Consider the following 23837-nt stretch of genomic DNA (forward strand, 5'->3'; position numbering starts at 1 on the left):
AACGCGCCTTAGCCTGCCAGCAAGGACAGGCCGGATTTGGCATCGAACAGATGCATGTTCGATTCGTCGAACGTATAGCGGACATCGCTGCGGACAACGGGACAGGCGCGGCTTGATACCAGTGCGCTGATTTCCTTGCCGCCGAGAGCGAATGTCACCAGCGCATCATTGCCGTGGAATTCGATGAGATCGGCGGTTCCCGCCAGGATATTTTCGGAGCGGTCGGCGGCCGCGATCCTCAGATCGGGAGGCCTGATCCCAAGCACCGCCTGCTCGCCATGCTGAAGCTTGAAGCGCGAGCTATCGACGGTGAAGACCGTTGCGCCATTGGTCAGCGTCCAGCCATTGCCTTTCCGGCCCACCGTCACATCGATGAAATTCATGTTCGGCGTTCCGATGAAGCCGGCAACGAACAGATTGCCCGGCCGCTCGTAGATTTCCGCCGGCGAGCCGATCTGCTCGATCCTGCCGTCGCGCAACAGCACGATGCGGTCGGCGAGCGTCATCGCCTCGAGTTGGTCGTGGGTGACGTAGACGGTGGTCGTGTTCAACGACTGGTGCAGCCGGGCGATCTCGACGCGCATGTGGTTGCGCAGCTTGGCATCGAGATTGGACAGCGGCTCGTCGAACAGGAAAACCTTCGGCGTCTTGATCATGGCACGGGCAATGGCGACGCGCTGCTGTTGGCCGCCGGACAGTTCGGCGGGTTTGCGGCCGAGATAGGGGTCGAGACCCAGCGTCTTCGAGACCGCCTCGACGCGCTGCTGTATCTCGGCCTTCGGCACCTTCTGCCGCTTCAGGCCGAAGGCGATGTTGTCGAAGATCGTCATGTGCGGGTAGAGCGCGTAGTTCTGGAACACCATGGCGATGCCGCGATCGCCGGGATCGAGGTCGTTGACCACCTTGCCGCCGATCGAGACCTCGCCGCCGCTGATGTCCTCCAGGCCGGCCAGCATCCTGAGCAGGGTCGACTTGCCGCAGCCGGATGGGCCGAGGAAGACGACGAACTCGTGATCCTCGATGGCGAGGTTCAGGTCACGGATGACTGACGTGGCGCCGTAGGATTTGTCGACATGGGAACAGACGATCGCGGACATGCTCTGGTCAGGCCTTCTCGCTCGAAATCAGGATCTGCAGCTTGACGTCTTCCGGCTTGCCCGCCGCCGCCCGCTCGAACGCCGCGATGCTGTCGGAGAAATCATAGGTGCCGGTGATCAGCGGATTGAGGTCGACCTTGCCCGATGCGATGAGCTGCAAGGCGCGGTCGAAGATGTTGGCGTAGCGGAACACCGTCTCGATGCGTACTTCCTTCGATATGGCCGCCGGCACGTTGAGCAACACAGGCTCCACCGGCAGGCCGACCAGGACCACCGCGCCGCCGGGGCGCACGACGTCGAACAGATTGGTGAACGCCTTTGGGCTGCCGCTGGCCTCGAAGACGATATCGGCTCCCCAATTGTCGGTCGCTGCCGCCACCGCATCGGCCAGCGACTGTTCGCCGATGTTGACCGGAACGATACCGGGATAGCGCGCCGCGATTTCGAGCTTGGGAGCGGAGAAGTCGGAAATCAGCACTTTCGAGCAACCGCCGGCGAGGGCCGCCAGCGCGATCATGATGCCGATCGGCCCGCAGCCGACGACGACGGCGACGTCGCCCGGAACGATGCGTGCGCGGGCGGCGGCCTGCATGCCGATGGCGAAAGGTTCGACCATCGCGCCTTCGGCGAAGGAGACATTGTCCGGCAGCCTGTAGGTGAACGCCGCCGGATGGACGGCTTCAGGGGCGAGAATGCCATGCACGGGCGGCGTCGCCCAGAAGGTGACGTCCGGGTCTACATTGTAGATGCCGAGCTTTGTCGCGCGCGACGACAGGTTCGGCACGCCCGGCTCCATGCAGACGCGGTCGCCGACCTTCAGCGTCCTGACATTGGCGCCGATTTCGATAATCGTTCCGGACGCTTCGTGGCCGAGCACCATCGGCGCGCGCACGACATAGCTGCCGATGGCGCCGTGGGTGTAGTAATGCACGTCGCTGCCGCAGACACCGACCGTGTGGATGGCGATCTTGACGTCGTCCGGCCCGACATCGAGCGGCAACGCGATCTCGCGCAAGGCCAGCTCACCCTTTTTCTCAAGCACCAGTGCCCGCATCGTATCGTCCTCGCTTCAAGTCTTTTTTTGCCGGAAAACGGAATTCAGGAAGCCGCTGAGCACGCCGAGAAACAAAAGCGGCGGCAGCGACAAAAGCACGACCGAGGCGTTGAGGATCCCCCACGGCACGTTCATGCCTTGCTGGGATAGTTCCGAAGCGACGATCGGCAAGGTCTTGGCGTTGGAACTGGACAGCATCAGCGCGATCAGGAACTCGTTCCAGACCAGCACGAAGCTGAAGGCGACCGCGCCCGCCAGGGAGCGGGCAGCCACGGGCAGTGCGATCCGCCAGAACACCGAATAGGCGCCGTAGCCATCGACGAAGGCGGCTTCCTCGACCTCCTTCGGCACGGCCTGGAAGGCGGGGATGGCCAGCCACATGATCACCGAGATGGTGAGCAGCGAATAGGTGACGATCAGCGCCGCCAGCGTGTCGTAAAGCCCGAGCTGAAGCCAGATCACCATCAGCGGGATAGCGACCGCCACCGGCGGCAGGAAGCGCAGCGACAGCACGAAGAACTGGATGTCGCCGGCCCAGCGGTTGGGATAGCGCGCGACGGCGTAGGCGGCCGGCAGGCCGAGCACCACGCCGATCAGCACCGCGACCCCGCAGGCGATGACCGAGTTGTAGAGACCGGTCATGACGCTGTCGCGGCCGATGATGTAGCTGATATTGGCAAGGGTCGGCGTGAACACCAGGCGCGGGACGCGGGTGATGATGTCGACATTGTTCTTCAGCGAATTGAGCGCTGTCCACAGCAGCGGAAACACAGCCATGAAGCCGGCAAATGCCAGCACGGCCTTGCCGATGAGCCTACCCGGCCTCATGCCTGCACCCGCTTCCACAGCATGGTGAAGGTGATGACGGTGGCGATCATCATCAGCACGGCCATCGCCGAGGCATAGGACACCTTGCCGGATTCGATGAAGCCTTGCGAGAAGGCGTACATGTCGAGCGTTTCGGTGGCCACGCCCGGGCCACCGCGGGTCATCACATAAATCAGGTCGAAGGAGCGCAGCGACTCGATCATCTTGACGAACATCAGGCTGATCAGCGGCGCCTTGAGCATCGGCAAGGTCACATAGGCGTGGATCTGCCAGCGCCTGGCATGGTCGAGCCGCGCGGCCTCGATCGGCTGCGGCGGCAGCGTTTCCAGGAGCTTCAGGACGATGACGGCGAAGAACAGGCCCCATTGCCAGACATCGACCGACGCGACGGCGAACAACGCCGTCGCCGGCTTGGACAGTGGGTCGAAGATCAGCCCGCCGGTCAGCAGGCGATAAGGGTAGGTGGCGATGCCGTAGAGCGGGTGATAGGCGAACTTCCAGACGAAGGCCGCCGAAACGCGCGGCAGCAGCACCGGGATGATGAACAGCAGGCAGTAGACATTGCGCAGGCGTGGGCTGGCGACCTCGAACATCAGGACGCCCAGCCCGATCGCCACAACCATCGTCGCGACAACAGTGACGAACTCCCATTTCACCGACACCCAGACAGCGTTGAGAAAACGCCGGTCGGCGAACAGGTCGGCGAAATTCGAGAGCCAGACATAGGAATAGGCTGTCGAAGAGAGTTCGCGGTTCTGCAGGGCGATGACGATCGCGTAAAGCGTCGGCACCATCGACAGGATCAAGAGAATGACGAGCGTCGGCACCACAAACGTGACCGGCAAGGAAGAGCGTCTCGGCATCTGTCTATCCCTGGCTGCGTCTCGAGCGATCGAGCATGGCTGGACCTTTTCGCGATGGCTGGCTCGAACGGCAATGACGGGAACCCGCGGCGCACAGGTCCCGACATCCGCTTGAATGCCGTGGACCGTGCGCCGCGGGGGAGGATGGCTTATTTCTTCACCAGATCGTTGGCGTAGGCCTCGAGCTCGTTGAGGCCGCCCTTGATGTCGGTGCGGGTGCCGGTGACCAGTTCCTCGAGGATGATGCCCCAGCGGTCGCCGAGATCCGGCCAGCGCGGATCCTGCCAGAAGTTGACCGCCGTGACCTTGCCGGTTTCTGCAAGCGCCTGTCCGAGATCGGCGCCGTAGATATCGGAGAATTCCTTGCTGGACAGGACACTGGTGCGGTTCAGCTCGCCGAACTGGTGGGCATCGAGCCGGCGCTTCTCGTTTTCCTTCGAAGTCGCCCAGGCGATGAACAGGCCGGCGCATTTCTTCGAGGCGTCGTCGGCATTGGCCTTCGCGGCGATGGCGAGGCCATGGCCATAGCCGCCGCCGGTGAGCGGCGATGGCGGCGGCAGGAAGCCGATCTTGCCGACCACTTGCGAGGTCTTCGGGTCGACCGCCATGCCCGACAGCGGCGTCGATTCGACGAGGATGGCGACCTGGCCCGACAGGAAGGCGCCGGTCGATTCATCCCAGCTGCCGGTCTGCGTGCCGGGCGCCGAATCCTTGAACAGCTTCAGATAGGTCTCGGTTGCCTTGACGGCGGCATCCGAGTTGAACGCCGGCTTGTCGCCGTCGAACCACTGGCCGCCATAGGCCTTGAAGAACGGCATCCAGCGCCAGACATTGGCGCCCGAGCCGCGTGCGCCGCGCAGCGCGATGCCGTACATGCCCTTGTCCGGATTGGTCAGCTTCGGCACATCGGCGATCAGCTCGTCCAGCGTCTTCGGCGGCTGGATGCCGGCGGCTTCGAGGACGTCCTTGCGGTACACCATCAGGTCGCCGCCACCGGTCAGCGGCGCAAACCAGACCTTGCCGTCATAGGTCGCGACCTTCTGGCGGCCAGGATCGAAATCGGCGTAGTCATAGTCAGCCGGATAGTAGTCGGTCAGCGGCACGATCCATTTCGAGGAGGCAAACAGGGCAACGTTGGCTTCGTCGACATAATAGACATTGTAGTTGCCGACAGTGGACGCATCGGCGCGCGATTTCGCCCGGCGGTCGTTCTCGTTCAGATAGTCGATCTGGAAACCGGCGCCGGCAAGCTTCTCGAACTCGGCCTTGGAGTCCTCCAGAAGGGTCAGGCCATCGCGTGGCTGGGCCAGCACCTTGACCGGCGCCGAGCAGACAGGTGCCTGCGCGAGCGCGAGGGTGGAAACGGTAGCGGAAAGCAAAAAAGCTGCGCCAAGGCTGGCAGCGAGCCGAACTGGTTTCATGGTCTTTCTCCTCCAGGTACACTTCGCAGGAAGCGCAAAGTCCTCGGTTCAGCGATCCTCACCATCGCCCGAGCGACATGCCACCCATCGCCAAAATGCGGAGTTGCGGCGGCTCGTGCTAGAAGCTCCGTTGCAGCAGACCTGTACTTTTATGCATTGTGCAGCGCAAAAAAGGGCACCCATCCAGGGCACCATTCACGTGAGTACCGATTGCACCTGAAATGGCGGTTTATGCGCGCATCGTCAGCCGCTGCCGCGACAGCTTGCGATAGGACGACGGCGTCATCTTGTGCTTGCGCATGAACGCACGGTTGAAGTTCGAGATGTTCATGTAGCCGACCTGGAAACAGATGTCGGTGATCGGAATATCGGTGTCGGCCAACAGCTTGCAGGCCTGCCAGAGCCGGAGCTTGGCGAGGTGGTCGCTGAAGGAGTTGCCGGTGTTCTTCTGGAAGAAGCGCGAGAATGTGCTCTCGGTCATCCCCGCGAGTTCCGCCACTTCCGGCAGCTTCAGGTCCTCGGCGAAATGCTGGAAGAGATAGGTCAGCGCGCGCTGGATGATGTCCAGCGAGGCGGCATCCAGGACCGGCGAGAAATCCGGCGACGACAGCAGTTCGTATTCGTCGGTCCTGGCGAGGAGATCGGCCAGTTCGAGGAACAGGCAGAGGCGGGCGAGCCCATGCACGGTTCCCATCCGCTCCATAAGCGCGGCGCCTTCCAACGCGGTGCGGCCGTGAAAGACCATGCCGCGCGCCGACCGCTCCAGGAACGGTTCCAGTTCGCGCAATTCAGGCAACAGGCCGGCCGAGCCGCGTAGCCTCTGCGCATCGAACTGCAGGACGATGTCGCGGCCCTCGATCAGTTCGCCCGGCTGCACCGCCGTCACCCAATCGTGCGGCAGCCCGCCGCCGACGATGGTCAGGTAACCCGGCCCGAACTCGCCGATATGATCGCCGACCAGGACCACGCCGGAGGATTTCCGCAGCAGGTGGATTTCGTATTCCGGATGGAAGTTCCAGACATTGCGCTCCCACGGATAGTCGTCCAGCCGCCACAGGAAACTGTCGCTCGCCTCGGTGACGATATGTTCGAAGGCCGGCGCCGTGCGCAGCGTCGCAACCGGGTTTTTTCGCTGTCTGAACGCCATCCATTCCTCCCGGCGGGTTCGCCGGCTGCCTATCTCCGAGGCAATTCGTAACAGCCCGTGGCCGGCAAGGGAACGAGGCAACGCTACCCCTGGAACGGCGCTGGCTCAATCTGTTCCCGCCCCTCCTCCCTTGCCTTCATGTCGCGTTTCGTCCAAAAGCTGGCACAAACGCCGCGAAACCGAAGGTTTTGCCGTTTGATATGCGGCTTCCGGCTTTAATGCCGACGTGCCGTATCTGGAAAGAGCGGAACAATGTCTGCGATCGAAGCCGGCGCTCGCGCGCCGGAAAACCTTTGGCGTCAGGAAATCAGGGCGACGCTGGCGCTCGCCTGGCCGATGGTGCTGACCAATCTGGGCCAGACCGCGATGACGGCGACCGACGTCATGATGATGGGGCGTCTGGGGCCGGACACGCTGGCCAGCGGCGCGCTTGGCGCCAATCTCTATTTCATGCCGCTGATCTTCGGCCTTGGCCTGATGCTGGCGACCTCGCCGATGATCGCGACCGAACTTGGGCGTCGCCGCCATTCGGTGCGCGACCTGCGCCGCACCGTGCGCCAGGGCCTGTGGCTGGCGATCCTGATCTCGATCCCGATCTGGCTGGTGCTTTGGCATGGCGAGGCCATCCTTTTGGCCATGGGCCAGGAACCGGCCCTGGCGCATCAGGCTGGCATTTACCTGCGCTGGCTCGAATGGGCGGTGCTGCCCTTCTATGGCTATATCGTGCTGCGCTCGTTCATCTCGGCGCTGGAGCGGCCGGGCTGGGCGCTGGTCATCGTCTTCGTCGCCGTCGCCTGCAACGCCTTCTTCAACTGGGTGTTCATGTTCGGCAATCTCGGCGTGCCGTCGATGGGCATCGCCGGCTCGGGCCTTGCCACTTCGCTGTCCTCGACGCTGATGTTCACCGGCATGGCTGTCGTGGTGATGCTGGAGAACAAGTTCCGGCGCTATCGCCTGTTCGGCCGCTTCTGGCGTTCCGACTGGCCGCGCTTCAAGGGCCTGCTGCGGCTCGGCCTGCCGATCGCCGGCATCCTTGCCTTCGAGGTGACGATCTTCAATGCGGCGGCGCTGCTGATGGGCCTGATCGACGCGGATTCGCTTGCTGCGCACGCCATCGCCATCCAGATCGCCTCGATCTCCTTCATGGTGCCGCTTGGCCTCAACCAGGCGGTGACGGTGCGCGTTGGTCTTGCCCATGGCGCCGGCAATCCGGAAGGCGTGTCGCGCGCCGGTTGGACCGCCTTCGTCATCGGCGTCTCGTTCATGGCGCTGATGGGCTTGGTGATGGTCCTGTGGCCGCACCTTTTGATCAGCGCCTTCATCGATCTCGCCAACCCGGCCAATGCCAGGGTGATCGCGCTTGCCGTGTCGTTCCTGGTATTTGCTGCCCTGTTCCAAGTGTTCGACGGCGCGCAAGCCGTTGCCGCCGGCATGCTGCGCGGCCTGCACGACACCAAGGTGCCGATGATCTATGCAGCGATCGGCTATTGGGGCGTCGGCCTGCCGCTCGGCGTGCTGCTCGCCTTCCATTTCGGCTTCCACGGGGTCGGCATCTGGATCGGCCTATCTTCGGGACTGGCCGTGGTGGCGGCCCTGCTTCTGGCGCGCTGGCTGCGGCGCGACAGGATCGCACCGCCGCTGGTGTTCAGGCATTGAGATCAGACCGTCGCCGGTTGCCCGCCACCGAACTTTCAGCCGGGATTCATCCCGTTGACGCCGGAACTACGCCGCCTGGACGATCTCGACCAGTTCAACGTCGAACACCAGATCCTTTCCGGCCAACGGATGATTGCCATCCAGCTTGACGCTGGCGTCGTTCACGCCGACGACCGTCACCGGCATGGGGCGCCCTTCGCTGGTTCTGACCTGCAATCGAGTACCGATATCGACGTTGATGTTATCCGGCACGCGGGCGCGGTCGATGGTCATGACAGCTTCGGGGCGGTGGGGGCCATAGGCGGCTTCGGCGGGAACGGTGACGGTGCTTTTCGCGCCGACCTCCATGCCCTCGACATGGGTTTCGAGACCGGCGATCACCTGCCCTTCACCCAGGGTGAATTGCAACGGTTCGCCGCCGGAAGCGTCGAATTGAGTGCCGTCGGCCAGACGTCCAGTATAATTGATGCGCACGGTGTCGCCATTCTTGGCCTGTGTCATGGCAGTCATCCTTTTGGGAGCTTTTGAGGGGACCGGCCAGAGGTCGCGGTCCCGTTTTCGATCATCCACGCACTGAGGTGCACGGCGCGAGACTCTAAAACTAGGTGCCTGGCCCCAGATGTAAAGCGCTGGAGCTGCCAACCGGCTTCCCCATGTGCCGCCTTCACCACCGAAAATCGCTCGATGTAGTCGCCGTAGTCGCCGTCGATGCCGGGTCAATACAACGTCCTCGCGGCTCAGTGCGCCGACGCGCGCTTCTCCAGGCGGCGGGCATACTGCGTCAGTGGAAAGCACATGACGAAGAAGATCAGCGCAACCAGGCCGTAGACCTTGAACGGTTCGAAGATCGCGTAGGCGGTCATGCCCCCCCTCAGTCGGCCCAGTCCAGATTTCCGCAAACCCCTCGACGGCGCAGGGGAATCGACGGTCGGCTGCGACCGCCTCTACTCATTCACACTTTGTATGGATCGCCATCGCGTGAGGGCTGAAGCCTTTTCGGTCGGCGCCGGTGATCAATGCAATCTGAGCTATCTGCTGCGGCTCTCCAGCAACCTTTCGATCTGTCGGGAGGACACCGGTTTGCTGAAGTGATAACCCTGCATCTCATCGCAATTGTTTTTGCGGAGAAACGCCACCTGCTCGTCAGTCTCGACTCCTTCCGCAATGACTCTCATATTCAGTTTTTGACCGAGCGATATGACGGCACTCGCAACCGCCTGATCGTCTTCGTTCGTAGCGACGTCGTCGATGAAGGACTTGTCGATTTTTAGCCGTGCGATTGGAAATGTCTTGAGAGCAGTCAAGCTTGAATACCCTGTGCCGAAATCGTCGATCGAAATCTGAACCCCTAAGCTTTGGAGTTTGTTCATCGTTGTGACTGCCAGACCGACATCCTGCATGATCAGGCTCTCTGTGAGCTCAAGTTCGAGATAGCAGCCCTCCAGGTCGCTCTCACTGAGCGCGTGAACGACACGTTCAACCAGGTTTTTTTCACTGAACTGGCGAGCCGAGACATTCACGGAAACGGTGATCGGCTCCAATCCGATATCTTGCCATGCCTTGTTCTGTCGACAAGCCTCATGCAGGACCCAATCGCCTATGGGCACGATCAGGCCTGTCTCCTCGGCCGTGGGGATGAAGCCAACTGGAGCCATCGTCCCGTGTGTTGGATGGGTCCAGCGTATCAGCGCTTCTACGGCCATGATCTGCCCGGATCGGAGATCTATCTGCGGCTGATACAAAAGTTCGAACTCTGATCGTTCCAGCGCATTTCGAAGCTCTTCCTGCAATAAGAAGCGTTCATGGGCCCTGGTGTTGAACTCAGGAGCATAGAACTGGAAGTTGTCGCGCCCGACCTCTTTCGCCCGATACATTGCAGCATCGGCATTGGCCACGAGGCTTTCCGGGGCTTTTCCATCTTTTGGGTAATTTGCGATACCGAAGCTTGCTGTCGCCCTTACGCAATGGTCGCCCAATTGAAGCGGCTCCGCTATTGCTGTGCGGAGTTTCTGTAGCGTTTCTGCGATGAGGTCGACGTTCTTCGGTTGATCCGAAAGCACAAGGACGAACTCGTCACCGCCAAGTCGAACAATAGTATCGGTCGAACTGATACACCCCACCATCCGTTCGGCGGCCGTTTTGAGCAGCCTGTCGCCTGCGTTATGGCCGAGTGTGTCATTGATGAGCTTAAAATTGTCCAGATCGATGAAGACGACCGAAACCCAGCGATCATATCTTTCGGCGTGTAAAATCGCTTGCGAAAGTCGGTCCTGAAGCAGGGCTCGATTGGGCAATCCGGTAAGCACATCATGGTTAGCCATGAAGTGGATCTGGTCTTCCGCCTTCTTGCGCTCAATGGCGATGCCGGCGATGCGAGTGGTAAAGTTGATCAGACGGGTCTCGGCCTCCGCGGGCTCACGAACCGTCATAGAGTACATTGCAAAGACACCCAGAACAGCGCCTTGGTGGGAAACTATCGGGGTGGACCAGCAAGAGCGGTAACCGTACCTCTCCGCCAGGTCGCGATAATCCTCCCAGAGAGGATCTCGCATGATGTCCGCAACTACAACCGGTTCGCGTCGAAACACAGCGGTCCCGCAAGATCCGACCTTGGGTCCGATGGCGACTCCATCGATGGCATTTATGTATCCTTCCGCCAAGCTCGGCGCCGCGCCGTGCCGCAGATGCCTGCCCTCCTTGTCGAGGAGCAGCACCGAACCCAGAATCCCCGTGAGTTGCGATTCCATGAGATGCATCAGGCGGTCCAGCACGTCGTCCAGCGGCGCGCCGGTCGCAATCATCTCAAGGATTTGCGCCTGCCCGGTGCGGAGCATGTCTTCCCGCTTGCGGCCTGTTATGTCGTGAGCAATGCCGACCAAGCCAAAGACGTCATTTCGGTCGTTACGCAACGGTACCTTGGTTGAGGAAAGCCATTTGCCCGCCCCTGAACGATCGACAACGAATTCTTCCTCATCGATCATCGGCTGCCCTGTCTGCAGAACACTCAATTCGTCAGCTCGAAATTTGCTCGCAAGTTCGGGGGCGTGAAGATCGAAGTCTGTCAATCCAATCATGTCGCGGGTCGTTTCGCGTCCGCTGTCAGCTGCGAGCGACCTATTGGCCACAATGAAGCGGCTTTCCGAATCTTTGACCCAAAGATAATCGGGTACCCAGTCGATCAAGGTCTGCAGCGATATCCGCTCGTCGACTATCTGGCGTGTAGCGATTAGCTCGGTGACATCCTCGTGGGTCGAAACCCAACCTCCGTCCGGCATAGGGTGATGATAGACTTGCACCGTTCGTCCGTCGGCAAGATCGGCAGCCCACGTTCGCGATATCGCACCTGAATTAACTGATCTGGCCAAAGCAAGATATTCGTCGACCGACATTGCGGATGTCCCTGCGGCGACGCGGTGCACCACGATCTCCCGCAGTGTAATGCCCGGGACAAGACGCTCGGGCGGCACCCGGTAAATTTCAGAGTATCGAGGGTTCGATAATATCAACCGCTCCTCGGGATCGAATAAACAGATACCTTGGGAGATGTTATCAATGACAGTCGCTAGCCGAAGGGCCTGAGCTTCGAGATTTTGAAGTTTAGCTTCCAAATCGGACTGGCGGCCTCCGTAGGAACTCCTGACCAGTTTGGCCAATGCGGCAAGCCCTACCGACTCCGAATCTTCCACCGCCTTCTTCGCTGATTTTGATGCCAAGCTGGGCTCCTCCGGTTAGCTACTCCTCCGAAAGCAACAAACCCAGATTGAGCCTAGCCCGTAAACGTTATTGAAAACTGACTGACCGCAGGTGAATTGGACAGGATTTTGCCAACGCGTTGCGATCGGTCTCATGGTGAGAAACCGTGATTGCCTTCTGCCGCCGGAGATTCGAATCGGCTTGTGGCGACACCACGATCCCAAGGCGGCCGCCTGCGACGTCAGCTTTCGGGAATGGTGAAGCTGATCTATACGGCCGACATGAAGCGCAACAGTCATCTGCGCCCTCATGCTCTCAGCTCAGCGAGCTTGCACCCGCTTCTCCAGACGGCGGGCGTACTGCGTCAGTGGAAAGCACATGACGAAGAAGATCAGCGCCACCAGGCCGTAGACCTTGAACGGTTCGAAGGTCGCATTGTTGATGGCGTTGGATGTCCTGACCAGCTCCTCGAAGCCGATGATCGAGGTCAGCGCCGTCGATTTGATCAGCTGCACCAGGAAGCCGACCGTCGGCGCGCGGGTGATCGAGAACGCCTGCGGCAGGATGATCAGCCTGAGCTCCTGCAGATAGTGCAGGCCGAGGCTGGCGCCGGCGTCCCACTGACCCAATGGCAGCGCGTCGACACCGGAGCGCCATATCTCGGCGAGATAGGCGCTGGCGAAGAAGGTCAGGCCGAGCACGGCCGCCGTCCATGGCTCGATGCGCAGGCCGAGCATCGGCAGGCCGAAGAACATCAGGAAGAGCTGCATCAGCAGCGGCGTTCCCTGGAAGAGCGCGATGTAGCCCGAGGCGATGCGCCGGCTCCATGTGTTCTTGGATATTCTGAAGAACAGCACAATCATGCCGACAATCGCGCCGCAGATGAAGGCGGCCAGCGACAACAACACCGTCCAGCGGGCGGCCAGGAGAAGGTTGCGAATGATGTCCCAAAGCGTGAACTCGATCATGACACGCCAGCCCCCAGAACCTGGCGCCCGCATGTGACCAGGAGCCGCCGCAAGGCCATCGACAGCAGAAGATAGACCAGCGTCACGACGAAATAGGTCTCGAACGAGCGGAAGGTGCGCGCCTGCAGCATGTCGGCTTCGTAGGTCAGCTCACGCACCGCGATCTGCGACACCACGGCCGACTCCAGCATCATGATGACGATCTGGCTGGTCAGTGCCGGATAGATGATCTTGAGCGCCTGCGGCAGCACAATCTTGATGAACACCTGGCGGGGCCGCAGCCCGAGCGCAAGGGCTGCTTCCGTCTGCCCGCCCGGCACCGCGTCGAGCCCGGCGCCAACGATCTCGATGGTGTAAGCCGCCATATTGAGCGTCATCGCCAGCATGGCGGCCAGGATCGGATCGAGCCTGATGCCGAGGCTCGGCAGGCCGAAGAAGATGAAGAACAGCTGCACCAGGAACGGCGTGTTGCGCATCACCTCGACATAGCAGGCGATCGCCCGTTTGAGCGGCACGGGACCGTTCCGCCGTCCCGCGGCGCCAAGGATGCTGAGCAGCGTTCCGGCCAGCGTTGTGACGGTGATCAAAAGGATCGTCGTGGCGGCGCCGTGGGCAATGTCGCCCACAGCACCTGGGAGCCAGCCGAAGGCCACGGAAACTCAATCCTTGAGGTTGTCGGGATTGAGCGGCGTCTTCAGCCAGGCTTTTGAGCTTTCGTCCAGCTTGCCGTCGGCCAGCATCTTGGCGATGGCATCGTTGACCGCCTTTTTCAGTCCGTCCTCATTCTTGTTGAGGCCGATATGCGAGGGCGAGGTGAGAAGCTGGAATTTCTGCTCCGGTTTCAGCGCGTCCTGCTTGGCCAGCACCTGCGCGCCGACATCGTTGCCGACGACCATCAGCTGGGTCTGGCCGGAGATGAAGGCCTGGATCACCGAATTGTAATTGTCGAAACGCTTGATGTCGGCCGAGGCGGGCGCGGCCTCGGTCAGCGAGGTGTCTTCGAGCGTGCCGCGATTGACGGCGATCGACTTGTCGGCAAGATCTTCCTTGCCTTTGACCGCCATCGCGGCCGGCCCGATCACCGCGATGTAATAGGGGGCGTAGGCGGCGGCGAAGTCGATGACCTGCTCGCGCTCCTTCGAATAGCCGACGCTCATCAGGATGTCGACGCGATGGTCGTTCAGATAGGGAATGCGGTTCTGGCCGGTGACGGCGACCGGATTGAGCTTCACCTTGAGCGTATCTGCGATGTATTGCGCGACGTCCATGTCGTAGCCCTTGAGGCTCATGTCGGCACTGGCCGAGGAGAAGGGCGGGAAGTCGGCGAAGACGCCGACATTGATGCTGCCGGCCTTGGTGATATCGGCCAGCGCGTCGGCGTTGGCGGCCTGCGTGGCGAAGCCCATACCGGCGGCGCCGAGCACCAGGACGGCGGCGATGGATGATCTGAGTGTCGTGCGGATTGTCATTGTCATTCCCCTGTCTGGAAGCTTTTGATTGTTGGGTCGGCCGCCGGCTCCAGCGCGGCGGCCGCCTTTGCGTTTTCGAACGTCAGGCGCCCTTGCCAGTAATTGCGGGGCTGAAAACCATCAGGCTCAATATCTCGAACAGCACCTGGGCGGCGGCATGGGCGGTGTTGGTGGTGGCGTCATATTGCGGCGCCACCTCGACGACGTCGCCGCCGACAATCTTGAGGCCTTTGAGGCCGCGCAGCAGTTCCAGCACTTCGCGCGTGGTCAGGCCGCCGACTTCCGGCGTGCCGGTGCCCGGCGCGAAGGCCGGATCGACGCTGTCGATGTCAAAGGACACATAGGTCGGACCGTCGCCGACGATCTTGCGCGCTTTCTCGATGATAGCCGGGATGCCGAGCCCGGTCACCTCCTCGGCATGAACGACCGTCATGCCGGACTCGTAGGTGAACTCCCACAGATACTCGGCCGAGCCGCGGATGCCGATCTGGATGGTGCGGGTCGGGTCGAGCACGCCGTCGAGCACCGCGTTGCGGAACGGCCCGCCGTGGTGGAACTTGGTCATGTCGAACAGGCCGCTGGTGTCGCAATGGGCATCGATGTGGATCAGGCCGACCGGCGCTTTCTTGCCGACGGCCTTCAGGATCGGATGGCTGATCGAATGGTCGCCGCCGACCGACAGCGGAATGACGCCGGCATCGACGATCTGGTTGGTACGGCGTTCGATGTCCTCATGGCTGGTCTCGAGCCGATAGCGGCTGCGGAAGGGCGTATCGCCGATGTCGGCGACCCTGAGTTCATGGGTCGGCGCGCATTCCAGCACGTGATTGTAGGGGCCGATGCGTTCGATGGCGCGCAGCGCCCTCGGCCCGAAGCGCGAGCCCGGCCGGTTGGTGACGCCGAGGTCCATCGGCACGCCGATCATCGCCACCTGCAAATCGCCGAAATCCGGATTCTCCGCCGCTATCTCGCGGTAGGGCGCGGCGAGGAAGGTCGGGATGCCGGCATAGGGCGCAAGCCGCGTGCCGCTCTTGGAAAAGATCTTGTCGGCGACCTTGCGGAATTTCGGGTCGAACATCTCGCCGCCATGGCTCTCGCCATATTTGCGACGCAGCGCGTCGAGCTTGCCGCGATCGTAACCCATATCCGCTCCTCCTGGGCTGATGCAGTGCGGCCCGTCGACGATCCGATGCGAACTGACCGTCATCCGGCCGGGTCGCTGTCCCGCTGGCTGCCTGCAGATTTGATGTCTTGGTGCTATTCCGTGCCAAAGTGTCCGGCAGCCGCCTTGAAAAAGCAATTGATATTGTTAGGGTCTTTCCTGTGAGAAAAACTCACAAACAACGAGTTCCATGATGGCCAAGCGCCTGCCGCCCCTGAACCCGCTGCGCGCCTTCGAGGCAACGGCGCGCCATGGCTCGCTGACCAAGGCGGCGAGTGAGCTCAACGTCACGCATGGCGCCGTCAGCCACCAGATCAAGGCGCTGGAGCAGTCGCTCGGCGTCAAGTTGTTCGAGCGGGTCGGCCAGCGCGTCAAGCTGACACCGCATGGCGCCGAACTCCTGCCGGCGGTATCGACCGCCTTCGACGGCATCGCCGCCGCCACGCAGCGGCTGACGCGGCCGGCAAGCAGCGGCGCGCTGTCGGTGTCCTGCGTGCCGGCGCTGCTGCTTTTGTGGATGACGCCGAGGCTGGGCAGCTTCACCGCGCAATATCCTGACATCCAGCTGACGCTCATCCCCTCCAACGATGCCAGGGATATCCGTGCGCCGCATATCGATGTCTGCGTGCACTATGGCAACGGAACCTGGACCGATTGCTGGATGCGCAAATGGTCGGGCCTCGAACTGTTCCCGGTGGTCAGCCCGACCTTGATCAACAACCGTCCGATCCGCAGCGTCAGGGACCTTGCCGACCATGTCTTCCTGCATGGCGACGACGGCCGCGAGTGGCACACCTGGCTGGCCGCCGCCGACGCATTGGACCTCGAACGTGGCCGCCGCCATCATCTCGGCGATGCCCGCATGGCGACCGAGGCCGCGGTGCACGGCCATGGCGTGGCGCTGGGCGACTCCGTCACGGCAAGCGCGCTGTTGGCCAGGGGCATGCTGGTCGCGCCGTTCAGCCAGTCGGTACCGGCGGTCGATGATTTCTATGTCGTCTGCCGCAATGAAATGCGGGCGACGCCGATCGTGCAGGTGTTCATCGACTGGCTGTTTGCCGAGAAGGCCGGGGATGACGGCCGCGCCGGCGCTCCGGTCGCCGGCCGTATCATCAGCCGCCGCAAGCGTCCGGCGCTCAAGGTCATCGGCGCGAAGACCGCGGGTTGAGCCGGCAGCGGATGGCCATACGCAGGCCGTTCTTTTTGTCGGGCCAGCCTGAAAGCGGGCAGCGTTTTGGCCAATTCGATGCTATGAGGCCTGTCGCGATTGTGGATGGCAGGCAGCGAAGGCGGCAGCGAGCATGGCAAAAACCGATATAGCGCGGCGCGTCTACAACCACACCTGGAAGCTCGATCCGATCGTGCGCAGCCTGCTCGACACGGATTTCTACAAGCTTTTGATGCTGCAGATGATCTGGGGCATGTATCCCAAGGTCGACACTACCTTCTCGTTGATCAACCGCACAACCTCGGTAAAGCTTGCCGACGAGATCGACGAAGACGAGCTGCGCGAACAGCTCGACCATGCCCGTACCTTGCGCTTCTCCAAGAAGGAGATGATCTGGCTCGGCGGCAACACTTTCTACGGCCGCAAGCAGATCTTCGAGCCGGAGTTCCTTGCCTGGCTGGAAGGCTTCCGGCTGCCCGACTACGAGCTGTCGAAGCGTGATGGCCAGTATGAGCTGACCTTCAGCGGGCCATGGATGTACACCACGCTGTGGGAGATCCCGGCGCTCGCCATCATCAACGAGCTTCGGTCTCGCGCCGCCATGCGGGCCTTCGGACCCTTCGCGCTCGATGTGCTCTATGCCCGCGCCAAGGCCAAGATGTGGGCCAAGACCGAGCGGCTGAAGGCGCTGCCCGGCATCCGCATTTCCGACTTCGGCACGCGCCGGCGGCATTCCTTCCTGTGGCAGCGCTGGTGCGTCGAAGCGTTGAAGGAAGGCATCGGCGAAGCCTTCACCGGCACCTCCAACGTGCTGCTCGCCATGGACAACGACCTCGAGGCGCTCGGCACCAACGCGCATGAGCTGCCGATGGTGTTCGCGGCGCTGGCCAAATCGGAGAAGGAGCTGAAGCAGTCGCCCTACAAGGTGCTGCAGGACTGGCAGCGCTACTATGGCGGCAATTTGCTGATCGTGCTGCCCGATGCCTTCGGCACCGCCTCGTTCCTGCGCGACGCGCCGGACTGGGTCGCCGACTGGACCGGCTTCCGCCCCGACAGCGCGCCGCCGATCGAAGGCGGCGAGAAGATCCTGTCCTGGTGGCGCGAGAAGGGCAAGGATCCCAAGCAGAAGCTTTTGATCTTCTCCGACGGGCTCGAGGTCGAGACCATCGAGGAGACCTACCGCCACTTCAAGGGCAAGGTGCGCATGTCCTTCGGCTGGGGCACCAATCTGACCAATGATTTCGAGGACTGCGCACCGATCGAAACCAACAGGCTGGACGCCATATCGCTGGTCTGCAAGGTCACCGAGGCCAATGACAGGCCTGCGGTGAAGCTTTCCGACAACCCGGCCAAGGCGACCGGGAACCCTAGGGAGATCGAGCGGTATCTCAGGATTTTTGGCGAGAAGGATCGCGTGGAGCAGCTGGTCAAGGTGTGAGGGGTGGCGGGGCCAGCCAAGATCGCAATCTTGGATATGCCGGGTTCCTTCGCGCCCCCCTCTGTCCTGCCGGGCATCTCCCCCACGAGGGGGGAGATCGGATCTCATCTCCGCTTTCGCCAATTTTCAACGTCGCAAGAAGAGCGCCGATCGGGCGATCTGCCAATCTGCCCACCTGTGGGGGGGATGTCCGGCAGGACAGAGGGGGGCGCCGTAGAGCGCTACCATCTGCTGTTGGCGTTATTATCTGCGGCGCTGTTGGCCCTCCTCCCCACCCCCGCCTCCGCCCACGCCTCCGACCGCGGCCACGTTCTGCTCTTGCCGACCGGCTACTATCTGGCCGGCGGCGCTTTCGCCGTGGCCGTGAGCTTCCTCGTGCTGGCCCTGCTGCCGCCCGTGGCTCTCGACAAATTCTGGCGTCGGCGCTTGCAACTCTTCACCGTCAGCGACGGCGCGCGCACCGCCGTCGGCCTGATGTCCTTTGCCGGCTTTGCAATTCTCATCGCCGCCGGCCTGTTCGGCAGCCGCGACCCGCTCTCCAATCCGCTGCCGCTGCTGGTCTGGACGCTGATGTGGGCCGGCCTCACCCTGCTGCAGGGCGTGTTCGGCGACCTCTGGTCATGGCTCAATCCCTGGTACGGGCCTTGGCGTCTGATCTCAGGTCTCTTGCGCGCGGGCGATGAAGGGATACTGCGGCTTCCCCGATGGCTCGGCTGTTGGCCAGCGTTCATCCTGTTTTTCGCTTTTGCTTGGTTCGAACTCATCGATCCTGCACCCGACGATCCCGCGCGGCTTGCCGTTGCCGCCGGTGTCTATTGGCTGCTCACCTTCCTGGCCATGCTGGCATTCGGCTATCGCGGCTGGAGCCGCGGCGGCGAATTCCTGACGGTCTTCTTTTCGATGGTGGCGCGCTTCGCGCCCGTCGAGCGCAACGACGCCGGCCGGCTCGCGCTCTGCTGGCCCGGCGCAAAGCTGCTCGCCGCCGAGCCGTTGCCGCCTAGCGGCATCGCCTTCCTGCTGCTTGCGCTGTCGTCGGTGTCCTTCGACGGCCTGTCCAAAACCTTCTTCTGGCTTAGCCTGTTCGGCGTCAACCCGCTCGAATTCCCCGGCCGCACCGCCGTGATCGGCAGCGGCACTTTAGGGCTCGTCCTGACGTTCCTGCTGCTGGCGGCGGTTTTTCTTCTTGCCGCCTGGCTCGGCCAGCGACTTGCCGGTCGCGATCGGCCATTTGGCCAGGCGGCGGGCCTGTTGGTCTGGTCGATCGTGCCGATCGCGCTCGCCTATCATGTCGCGCACTACCTGACGGCACTGCTGGTCGACGGCCAGTATGCGTTGACCTCCCTGTCCGATCCGTTCGGGCTGGGCTGGAACCTGTTCGGCACCGCCGACATGCAGGTCGAGGCCGGCATCGTCGCCGGAGCCGGCTCGGCCTGGTGGCTGTGGAACACTCAGGCCGGCGCCATCATCCTTGGCCATGTGCTCGCCGTCCTCGTCGCCCACGGGCTTGCCTGGCGTCTGCATCCGCAGCCTGCCCGCGCCGCGCTCAGCCAGTTTCCGCTCACGCTGCTGATGATCGCCTACACCGTCTTCGGCCTCTGGCTGCTTGCCACGCCGACAGTTGGATGAGAAAAGAGCGGCCCCGATGTCGTCGGGGAAAGCTCGCTTGCTACATCAGGGCTTTGGTGATTTAGTTTGTACACATGCAATTTCGGCCCTCCGATAGGGCGGCCCGCCGCGCTACAGCCATTGGTCAAAACTCAAAAAACAGGGGAACTGCCGTGACTGACAAGAATGGGTTTTTCGATCTCTCCAAAACCACGCTCTCTCGCCGCACGGCGCTGAAGGGTCTCGCCGCCGGCGCCGGCTTGACGCTCGCTCCCGGCTTCGTGCGCTACAGCCAGGCGCAGAGTTCGGCACCGATCAAGATCGGCTTCCAATCGCACCGCACCGGCATCGGTGCCGCCTATGGCCGCTGGTACGAGAAGACCACCGCCGCCGCGGTCAAGGCGATCAACGCCGCCGGCGGCATCAACGGCCGCCAGGTCGAGGTCATCATCGAGGATGACGGCACCGACCCCGGCCGTGGCGCCGAGGTGGTCGGCAAGTTCGCCACCCAGCACAAGACCGACATCGTCTTCGGCACGCTGTTCTCGCACGTCGTCATCGGCTCGGCGCCCGCCGCCGGCGAAAACAAGATGCCCTATTTCGTCGTCAGCGAAGGCCACCACGTCGCATCGACGAAGCTCAACCGCTATGTCTTCCAGCCCGGCATCACCGATGTGAAGAGCCAGATCCAGTCGATGGCGCCGTGGATCGCGGCCAATGCCGGCAAGAAGGTGACCCAGATATTCCCCGATTTCGCGTTCGGCTACGACCACCGCGACTACCTGCCGCCGGCGCTGAAGGCGCAAGGCGCAGAGGTCATCGCACAGATCGCCATCCCGCCGACGGAATCGTCCTTCACCAAATATTTCCCGCAGATCCCGGCCGAGACCGAAGTGATCTACCACGTCATGGTCGGCCCGGCAGTGCTCACCTTCGTCAAGGAACTCGGCGAATTCTACGGCTCCAACCGGCCGCAGCTGTTCGGCTTCATCGATTCGCTCGAGGCCACCGACATCAACAGCCCCGGCCTGGAATTCCTCGACGGCAGCCATTTCTGGGAAGGCTCGCCGCGCTATGCGCAGCCCGATGACAGCGAAGCGCAGAAGGCCTATCGCGCCGCTGTCGGCATCGACGACAATGGGGCGGCCGTCGGCGACCCCAAGGACGTCTCCACCGCCGCGCACATGTTCGGCTGCTGGGAGACGCTCTATGTCGTCAAGAAGGCAATGGAAGACGCCGGCTACAAGGGACCGGAGGACCGCGCCAAGCTGGTCGAGGCAACCGAGGCGCTGACCGCCTTCGCCGAAGGCCCGGAGCACCCGCAAGGGCCGAAAACCTTCAACGGCAAGATCCATCAGTGTTTCGGCATCCAGAACATCTCCAAGGTCGAAGGCGGCAAGCTCAAGGTGGTCCACAAGACCAAGATCGAGGACGGGCTTTACGAGGCCGAGGGGGATTATACGACGCAGGCGCTGTAGACCCAGCTTTGCCTGTAAGCGTGAGCGCCAAGGCACCCCCCTCTGGCCTGCCGGCCATCTCCCCCGCAAGGAGGGAGATTGGCTGTGTCCACCGGATTCGCCAATCGCCAAGGTCAGTAGGTGGCCGCCTTCGCGGAAACTGCCAATCTCCCCCCTTGCGGGGGAGATGCCCGGCAGGGCAGAGGGGGGTGCCTCGCGCATCCGCTGGTGTCTAGCCGATGCACTTCGGACCCCACCTCCTCCTCGCCGCCCTCGAAGGCCTCGTCACCTCCGCCGTGCTGGCGCTGACCGCGCTTGGGCTGTCGCTGGTGTTCGGAGTCATGCGTGTCGTCAATGTCGCGCATGGCGAGTTCTTCATGCTGGGCGCGGTTCTCGCCTGGGCGATCTCGACCGCGATCGGCGGACATCCGGCGCTCGGTTTCCTGGCGGCACTGGTGATCGCGCCGCTGATCGTCGGCGCCATTGCGCTCATCGCCGAGCGGCTGGTGCTGCGCCGGCTGAACTACAATCCGGAAGCCACGATCGTTGCCACCATCGGTATGCTCTACATCATCCAGCAGCTGGCACTGACCTTCTACGGTCCGGAGGCGCGGCCGGTGGAGCCGCCCTTCAATTACCGCATCCTTTTGCCGTGGTTCGGCTATTCTGGCTACAAGCTGTCTGTCGTCGCCGCTTCCGCGCTCTTGCTGATCGCGACCTGGCTGGTGCTGACGCGCACCAAGGCCGGCCTCGTCATGCGCGCCACGCAGTATGACAGCGAGACGGCGCAGGCCTTCGGCATTCCTGTCGGCCGCGTCTATGGCGGCGTCTTCGCTCTCGGCGCCATGCTGGCGGCCATCGCCGCGGTGCTGATCGTGCCGATCAGCCAGGCGCATTACCTGATGGGACAGGATCCGCTGCTGCTGTCCTTCATCGTCGTCATCATCGGCGGCCTCGGCTCGTTGCGCGGCACCGTCGTCGCAGCCGTGCTGATCGGCATGTCGGACGGCATCATCTCGATGTTCTTCTCGCCGACGCTGGCCAAGATCATCGCCACGCTGCTGGTCGCCATGGTGCTGGTATTCCGGCCGCAAGGCCTGTTCGGGACGGCCTCGCGATGAGCGAAGCTTCGCCGGCTAAGGCCTACGCGATCCACCTCGGCGTGATCGCGCTGCTGTTCGTGCTTAGCTTCGTGCTGCCCGACTACTATCACGGCCTGCTCGCCCGCATCCTGGTGCTGGCGGTGTTCGCCATGGGCTACAATTTGCTGTTCGGCTATGTCGGCCTGCTCAGCCTCGGCCATGCGATGTTCTTCGCTGCCGGTCTCTATGGAGCCGGCTTGGCCGTCATCCAGCTCGGCTGGAACGTGCCGCTGGCCTTCGCCGCCGGAATTGCCTGCGGCGCCGTGCTGGCGCTGGCGATCGGCCTCTTGGCGCTGCGCACCACCGGCGTCGCCTTCATGATCGTCACCATGATGTTCGCGCAGGTGTTTTATCTGCTCATCCTCTACTTCGCCGTGTGGACCGGGGGCGACCAGGGCCAGGTCGTGCCGCAGCCGGCACGCGTGCTCGATCTCGGTGCGACCTCGCTCGACCTCACCAATCCGACGGTGCGCTACATGAGTGCGCTGACGCTGTTCTCGCTCGTGCTCATGATCACGCTGGCCATCGTCCGATCCCGCCATGGCCGCGTGCTCATCGCCATCCGCGAGAACGAGGAGCGGACGAAGATGCTGGGCTACGACACCTTTTCCAACAAGCTCGCCGCCGTCGTCGTCTCCGGCGCGATCTGTGCGGCGTCGGGCGCCGCCTACGCTCTGCTGTTCGGCTATATCGGCTCGAGCTTCGCCTCGGTGCAGTATTCGATCCTGCCGCTGCTGTGGGTGCTGCTCGGCGGCGCCGCCACGATGCTTGGACCGCTGATCGGCACGCTGTTCATGTACTATGTCATCGACATCACCAGCGGCTACACCTCGGCCTACCTGCTGATCGTCGGCATCGCGTTGATCCTGCTGGTGCTGTTCTTCCCGAAGGGCATTCTAGGCAGCATCCGCCAGCGCTGGCTCGGATGGCTGCCATGACGCCGCTTCTGACGACGAAAGGCCTGTCGCGCAGTTTTGGCGGTCTGCGTGCGGTCGACGGTGTCGATTTCACCCTGATGCCGGGCGAAATCCGCGCCGTGATCGGCCCCAACGGAGCGGGGAAAACCACCTTCGTCAGCCTGGTCAGCGGCCGCATCCAACCGACTTCCGGAGCGATCGTCTTCGATGGCACCGACATCACCGGTCTGCCGGCCTATGTCCGGGTCCGCCAGGGCATCGCCTACACGTTCCAGATCACCAGCGTCTTCGCCAATCTCAGCGCCTACGACAATGTCGCGCTGCCGGTGCAGCGCACGCTGAGCGACGGCCGCTCGAAGGGCGCCGTGCGTGCCGGGGTGATGTCGGCGCTCGAACGCACGGGACTGGCCGACCGCGCCCATATGCCGGCCGGGCAATTGTCCTATGGCCACCAGCGCCTGCTGGAAGTGGCGATGGGCCTGGCGCTGAAACCACGCCTGCTGATCCTCGACGAGCCGACGCAGGGGCTGGCCGACAGCGAGATCGACAATTTTATCGCGCTTGTGCGCGACATAGCCAACGGCGCCACGGTGCTCCTGATCGAGCACAACATGCCGGTCGTCATGCAGTTGGCGGACCGCATAACCGTCTTCAATGCCGGCAAGATCCTGGCCGAGGGCACGCCCGAGGCGATCCGCGAAAACGCCGCGGTGCAGGACGCCTATCTGGGGACGGCCCCATGATTGAAGCGA

General features: G+C 62.7%; 20 protein-coding genes and 1 pseudogene. 8 read left to right on the top strand and 13 right to left on the bottom strand.

Annotation, left to right across the window (positions count from 1 at the left end; translation table 11 throughout):
• Nucleotides 1–8: 8 nt before the first annotated feature.
• The 6 genes from AC0NIH_RS02630 to AC0NIH_RS02655 all read right to left on the bottom strand — a co-directional run bounded on the left by AC0NIH_RS02630 (nt 9) and on the right by AC0NIH_RS02655 (nt 6410).
• The gene (locus AC0NIH_RS02630; RefSeq protein ID WP_473467163.1) at nt 9–1097 is read right to left on the bottom strand and encodes an ABC transporter ATP-binding protein; all 1089 of its coding nucleotides are present in this window, start codon (nt 1095–1097) and stop codon (nt 9–11) included.
• A gap of 7 nt (nt 1098–1104) precedes the next feature.
• The gene (locus tag AC0NIH_RS02635; RefSeq protein ID WP_473467161.1) at nt 1105–2151 is read right to left on the bottom strand and encodes an NAD(P)-dependent alcohol dehydrogenase; all 1047 of its coding nucleotides are present in this window, start codon (nt 2149–2151) and stop codon (nt 1105–1107) included.
• Nucleotides 2152–2166: 15 nt separating this feature from the next.
• The gene (locus tag AC0NIH_RS02640) at nt 2167–2979 is read right to left on the bottom strand and encodes a carbohydrate ABC transporter permease (protein ID WP_023765510.1); all 813 of its coding nucleotides are present in this window, start codon (nt 2977–2979) and stop codon (nt 2167–2169) included.
• On the bottom strand, nt 2976–3842 hold the full coding sequence (locus AC0NIH_RS02645) for a carbohydrate ABC transporter permease (protein ID WP_287277446.1): 867 nt from the start codon (nt 3840–3842) through the stop codon (nt 2976–2978). Before AC0NIH_RS02645 ends, AC0NIH_RS02640 begins: the two co-directional genes overlap by 4 nt.
• Nucleotides 3843–3991: 149 nt before the next feature.
• Nucleotides 3992–5263: an ABC transporter substrate-binding protein gene (locus AC0NIH_RS02650; RefSeq protein ID WP_473467159.1), complete on the bottom strand. Its 1272-nt coding sequence runs from the start codon at nt 5261–5263 to the stop codon at nt 3992–3994.
• 229 nt (nt 5264–5492) lie between these two features.
• A complete protein-coding gene (locus AC0NIH_RS02655; protein ID WP_473467156.1) occupies nt 5493–6410 on the bottom strand; it encodes an AraC family transcriptional regulator in 918 nt (305 codons plus the stop codon).
• 252 nt (nt 6411–6662) lie between these two features.
• On the opposite strand from AC0NIH_RS02655, the gene AC0NIH_RS02660 reads away from it, so the two are divergent.
• A complete protein-coding gene (locus AC0NIH_RS02660) occupies nt 6663–8066 on the top strand; it encodes an MATE family efflux transporter (RefSeq protein WP_473467153.1) in 1404 nt (467 codons plus the stop codon).
• 66 nt (nt 8067–8132) lie between these two features.
• Here the strand turns inward: AC0NIH_RS02660 and AC0NIH_RS02665 are convergent, their stop codons facing one another.
• From AC0NIH_RS02665 to speB, 7 genes and pseudogenes are all read right to left on the bottom strand, one after another.
• Nucleotides 8133–8567, bottom strand: coding sequence for an FKBP-type peptidyl-prolyl cis-trans isomerase (locus AC0NIH_RS02665; RefSeq protein ID WP_013891815.1), 435 nt, complete (start codon nt 8565–8567; stop codon nt 8133–8135).
• 236 nt (nt 8568–8803) lie between these two features.
• Nucleotides 8804–8917: pseudogene (locus AC0NIH_RS02670) on the bottom strand (amino acid ABC transporter permease); the annotation flags it as partial.
• A gap of 177 nt (nt 8918–9094) precedes the next feature.
• Complete coding sequence (locus tag AC0NIH_RS02675) at nt 9095–11779, bottom strand: EAL domain-containing protein (protein ID WP_352570887.1); 2685 nt, start codon at nt 11777–11779, stop codon at nt 9095–9097.
• 300 nt (nt 11780–12079) lie between these two features.
• Nucleotides 12080–12727 carry an amino acid ABC transporter permease gene (locus AC0NIH_RS02680; RefSeq protein ID WP_224689668.1) on the bottom strand — a complete coding sequence of 216 codons (648 nt, stop codon included), beginning with the start codon at nt 12725–12727 and terminating at the stop codon, nt 12080–12082.
• Nucleotides 12724–13380 (bottom strand): amino acid ABC transporter permease, encoded by a 657-nt coding sequence (locus tag AC0NIH_RS02685; RefSeq protein WP_287277435.1) that lies wholly within the window; start codon nt 13378–13380, stop codon nt 12724–12726. The genes AC0NIH_RS02680 and AC0NIH_RS02685 overlap by 4 nt, the downstream gene beginning before the upstream one ends.
• A gap of 6 nt (nt 13381–13386) precedes the next feature.
• The gene (locus tag AC0NIH_RS02690) at nt 13387–14196 is read right to left on the bottom strand and encodes a transporter substrate-binding domain-containing protein (protein WP_287277433.1); all 810 of its coding nucleotides are present in this window, start codon (nt 14194–14196) and stop codon (nt 13387–13389) included.
• Nucleotides 14197–14278: 82 nt separating this feature from the next.
• Entirely contained in the window at nt 14279–15340 is a 1062-nt protein-coding gene (gene speB / locus AC0NIH_RS02695) for an agmatinase (RefSeq protein WP_287277431.1), read from the bottom strand.
• A 211-nt stretch (nt 15341–15551) separates the two neighbouring features.
• Between speB and gcvA the strand changes: the two genes are divergently transcribed.
• The 7 genes from gcvA to AC0NIH_RS02730 all read left to right on the top strand — a co-directional run bounded on the left by gcvA (nt 15552) and on the right by AC0NIH_RS02730 (nt 23828).
• Complete coding sequence (gcvA, locus tag AC0NIH_RS02700; protein WP_287277429.1) at nt 15552–16526, top strand: transcriptional regulator GcvA; 975 nt, start codon at nt 15552–15554, stop codon at nt 16524–16526.
• Between the two features lie 133 nt (nt 16527–16659).
• Nucleotides 16660–17964, top strand: a complete 1305-nt coding sequence (gene pncB, locus AC0NIH_RS02705; protein WP_287277426.1) for a nicotinate phosphoribosyltransferase — start codon at nt 16660–16662, stop codon at nt 17962–17964.
• Between the two features lie 186 nt (nt 17965–18150).
• Nucleotides 18151–19590, top strand: coding sequence for a hypothetical protein (locus tag AC0NIH_RS02710; RefSeq protein WP_352570884.1), 1440 nt, complete (start codon nt 18151–18153; stop codon nt 19588–19590).
• Between the two features lie 152 nt (nt 19591–19742).
• Complete coding sequence (locus tag AC0NIH_RS02715; RefSeq protein ID WP_023765496.1) at nt 19743–21047, top strand: ABC transporter substrate-binding protein; 1305 nt, start codon at nt 19743–19745, stop codon at nt 21045–21047.
• A gap of 218 nt (nt 21048–21265) precedes the next feature.
• Nucleotides 21266–22147, top strand: a complete 882-nt coding sequence (locus tag AC0NIH_RS02720) for a branched-chain amino acid ABC transporter permease (RefSeq protein ID WP_287276833.1) — start codon at nt 21266–21268, stop codon at nt 22145–22147.
• Nucleotides 22144–23106, top strand: a complete 963-nt coding sequence (locus AC0NIH_RS02725; protein WP_287276832.1) for a branched-chain amino acid ABC transporter permease — start codon at nt 22144–22146, stop codon at nt 23104–23106. Before AC0NIH_RS02720 ends, AC0NIH_RS02725 begins: the two co-directional genes overlap by 4 nt.
• Entirely contained in the window at nt 23103–23828 is a 726-nt protein-coding gene (locus AC0NIH_RS02730) for an ABC transporter ATP-binding protein (RefSeq protein WP_224686487.1), read from the top strand. The genes AC0NIH_RS02725 and AC0NIH_RS02730 overlap by 4 nt, the downstream gene beginning before the upstream one ends.
• Nucleotides 23829–23837 lie beyond the last annotated feature (9 nt).

It is taken from the genome of Mesorhizobium sp. WSM1386 (assembly GCF_055901595.1).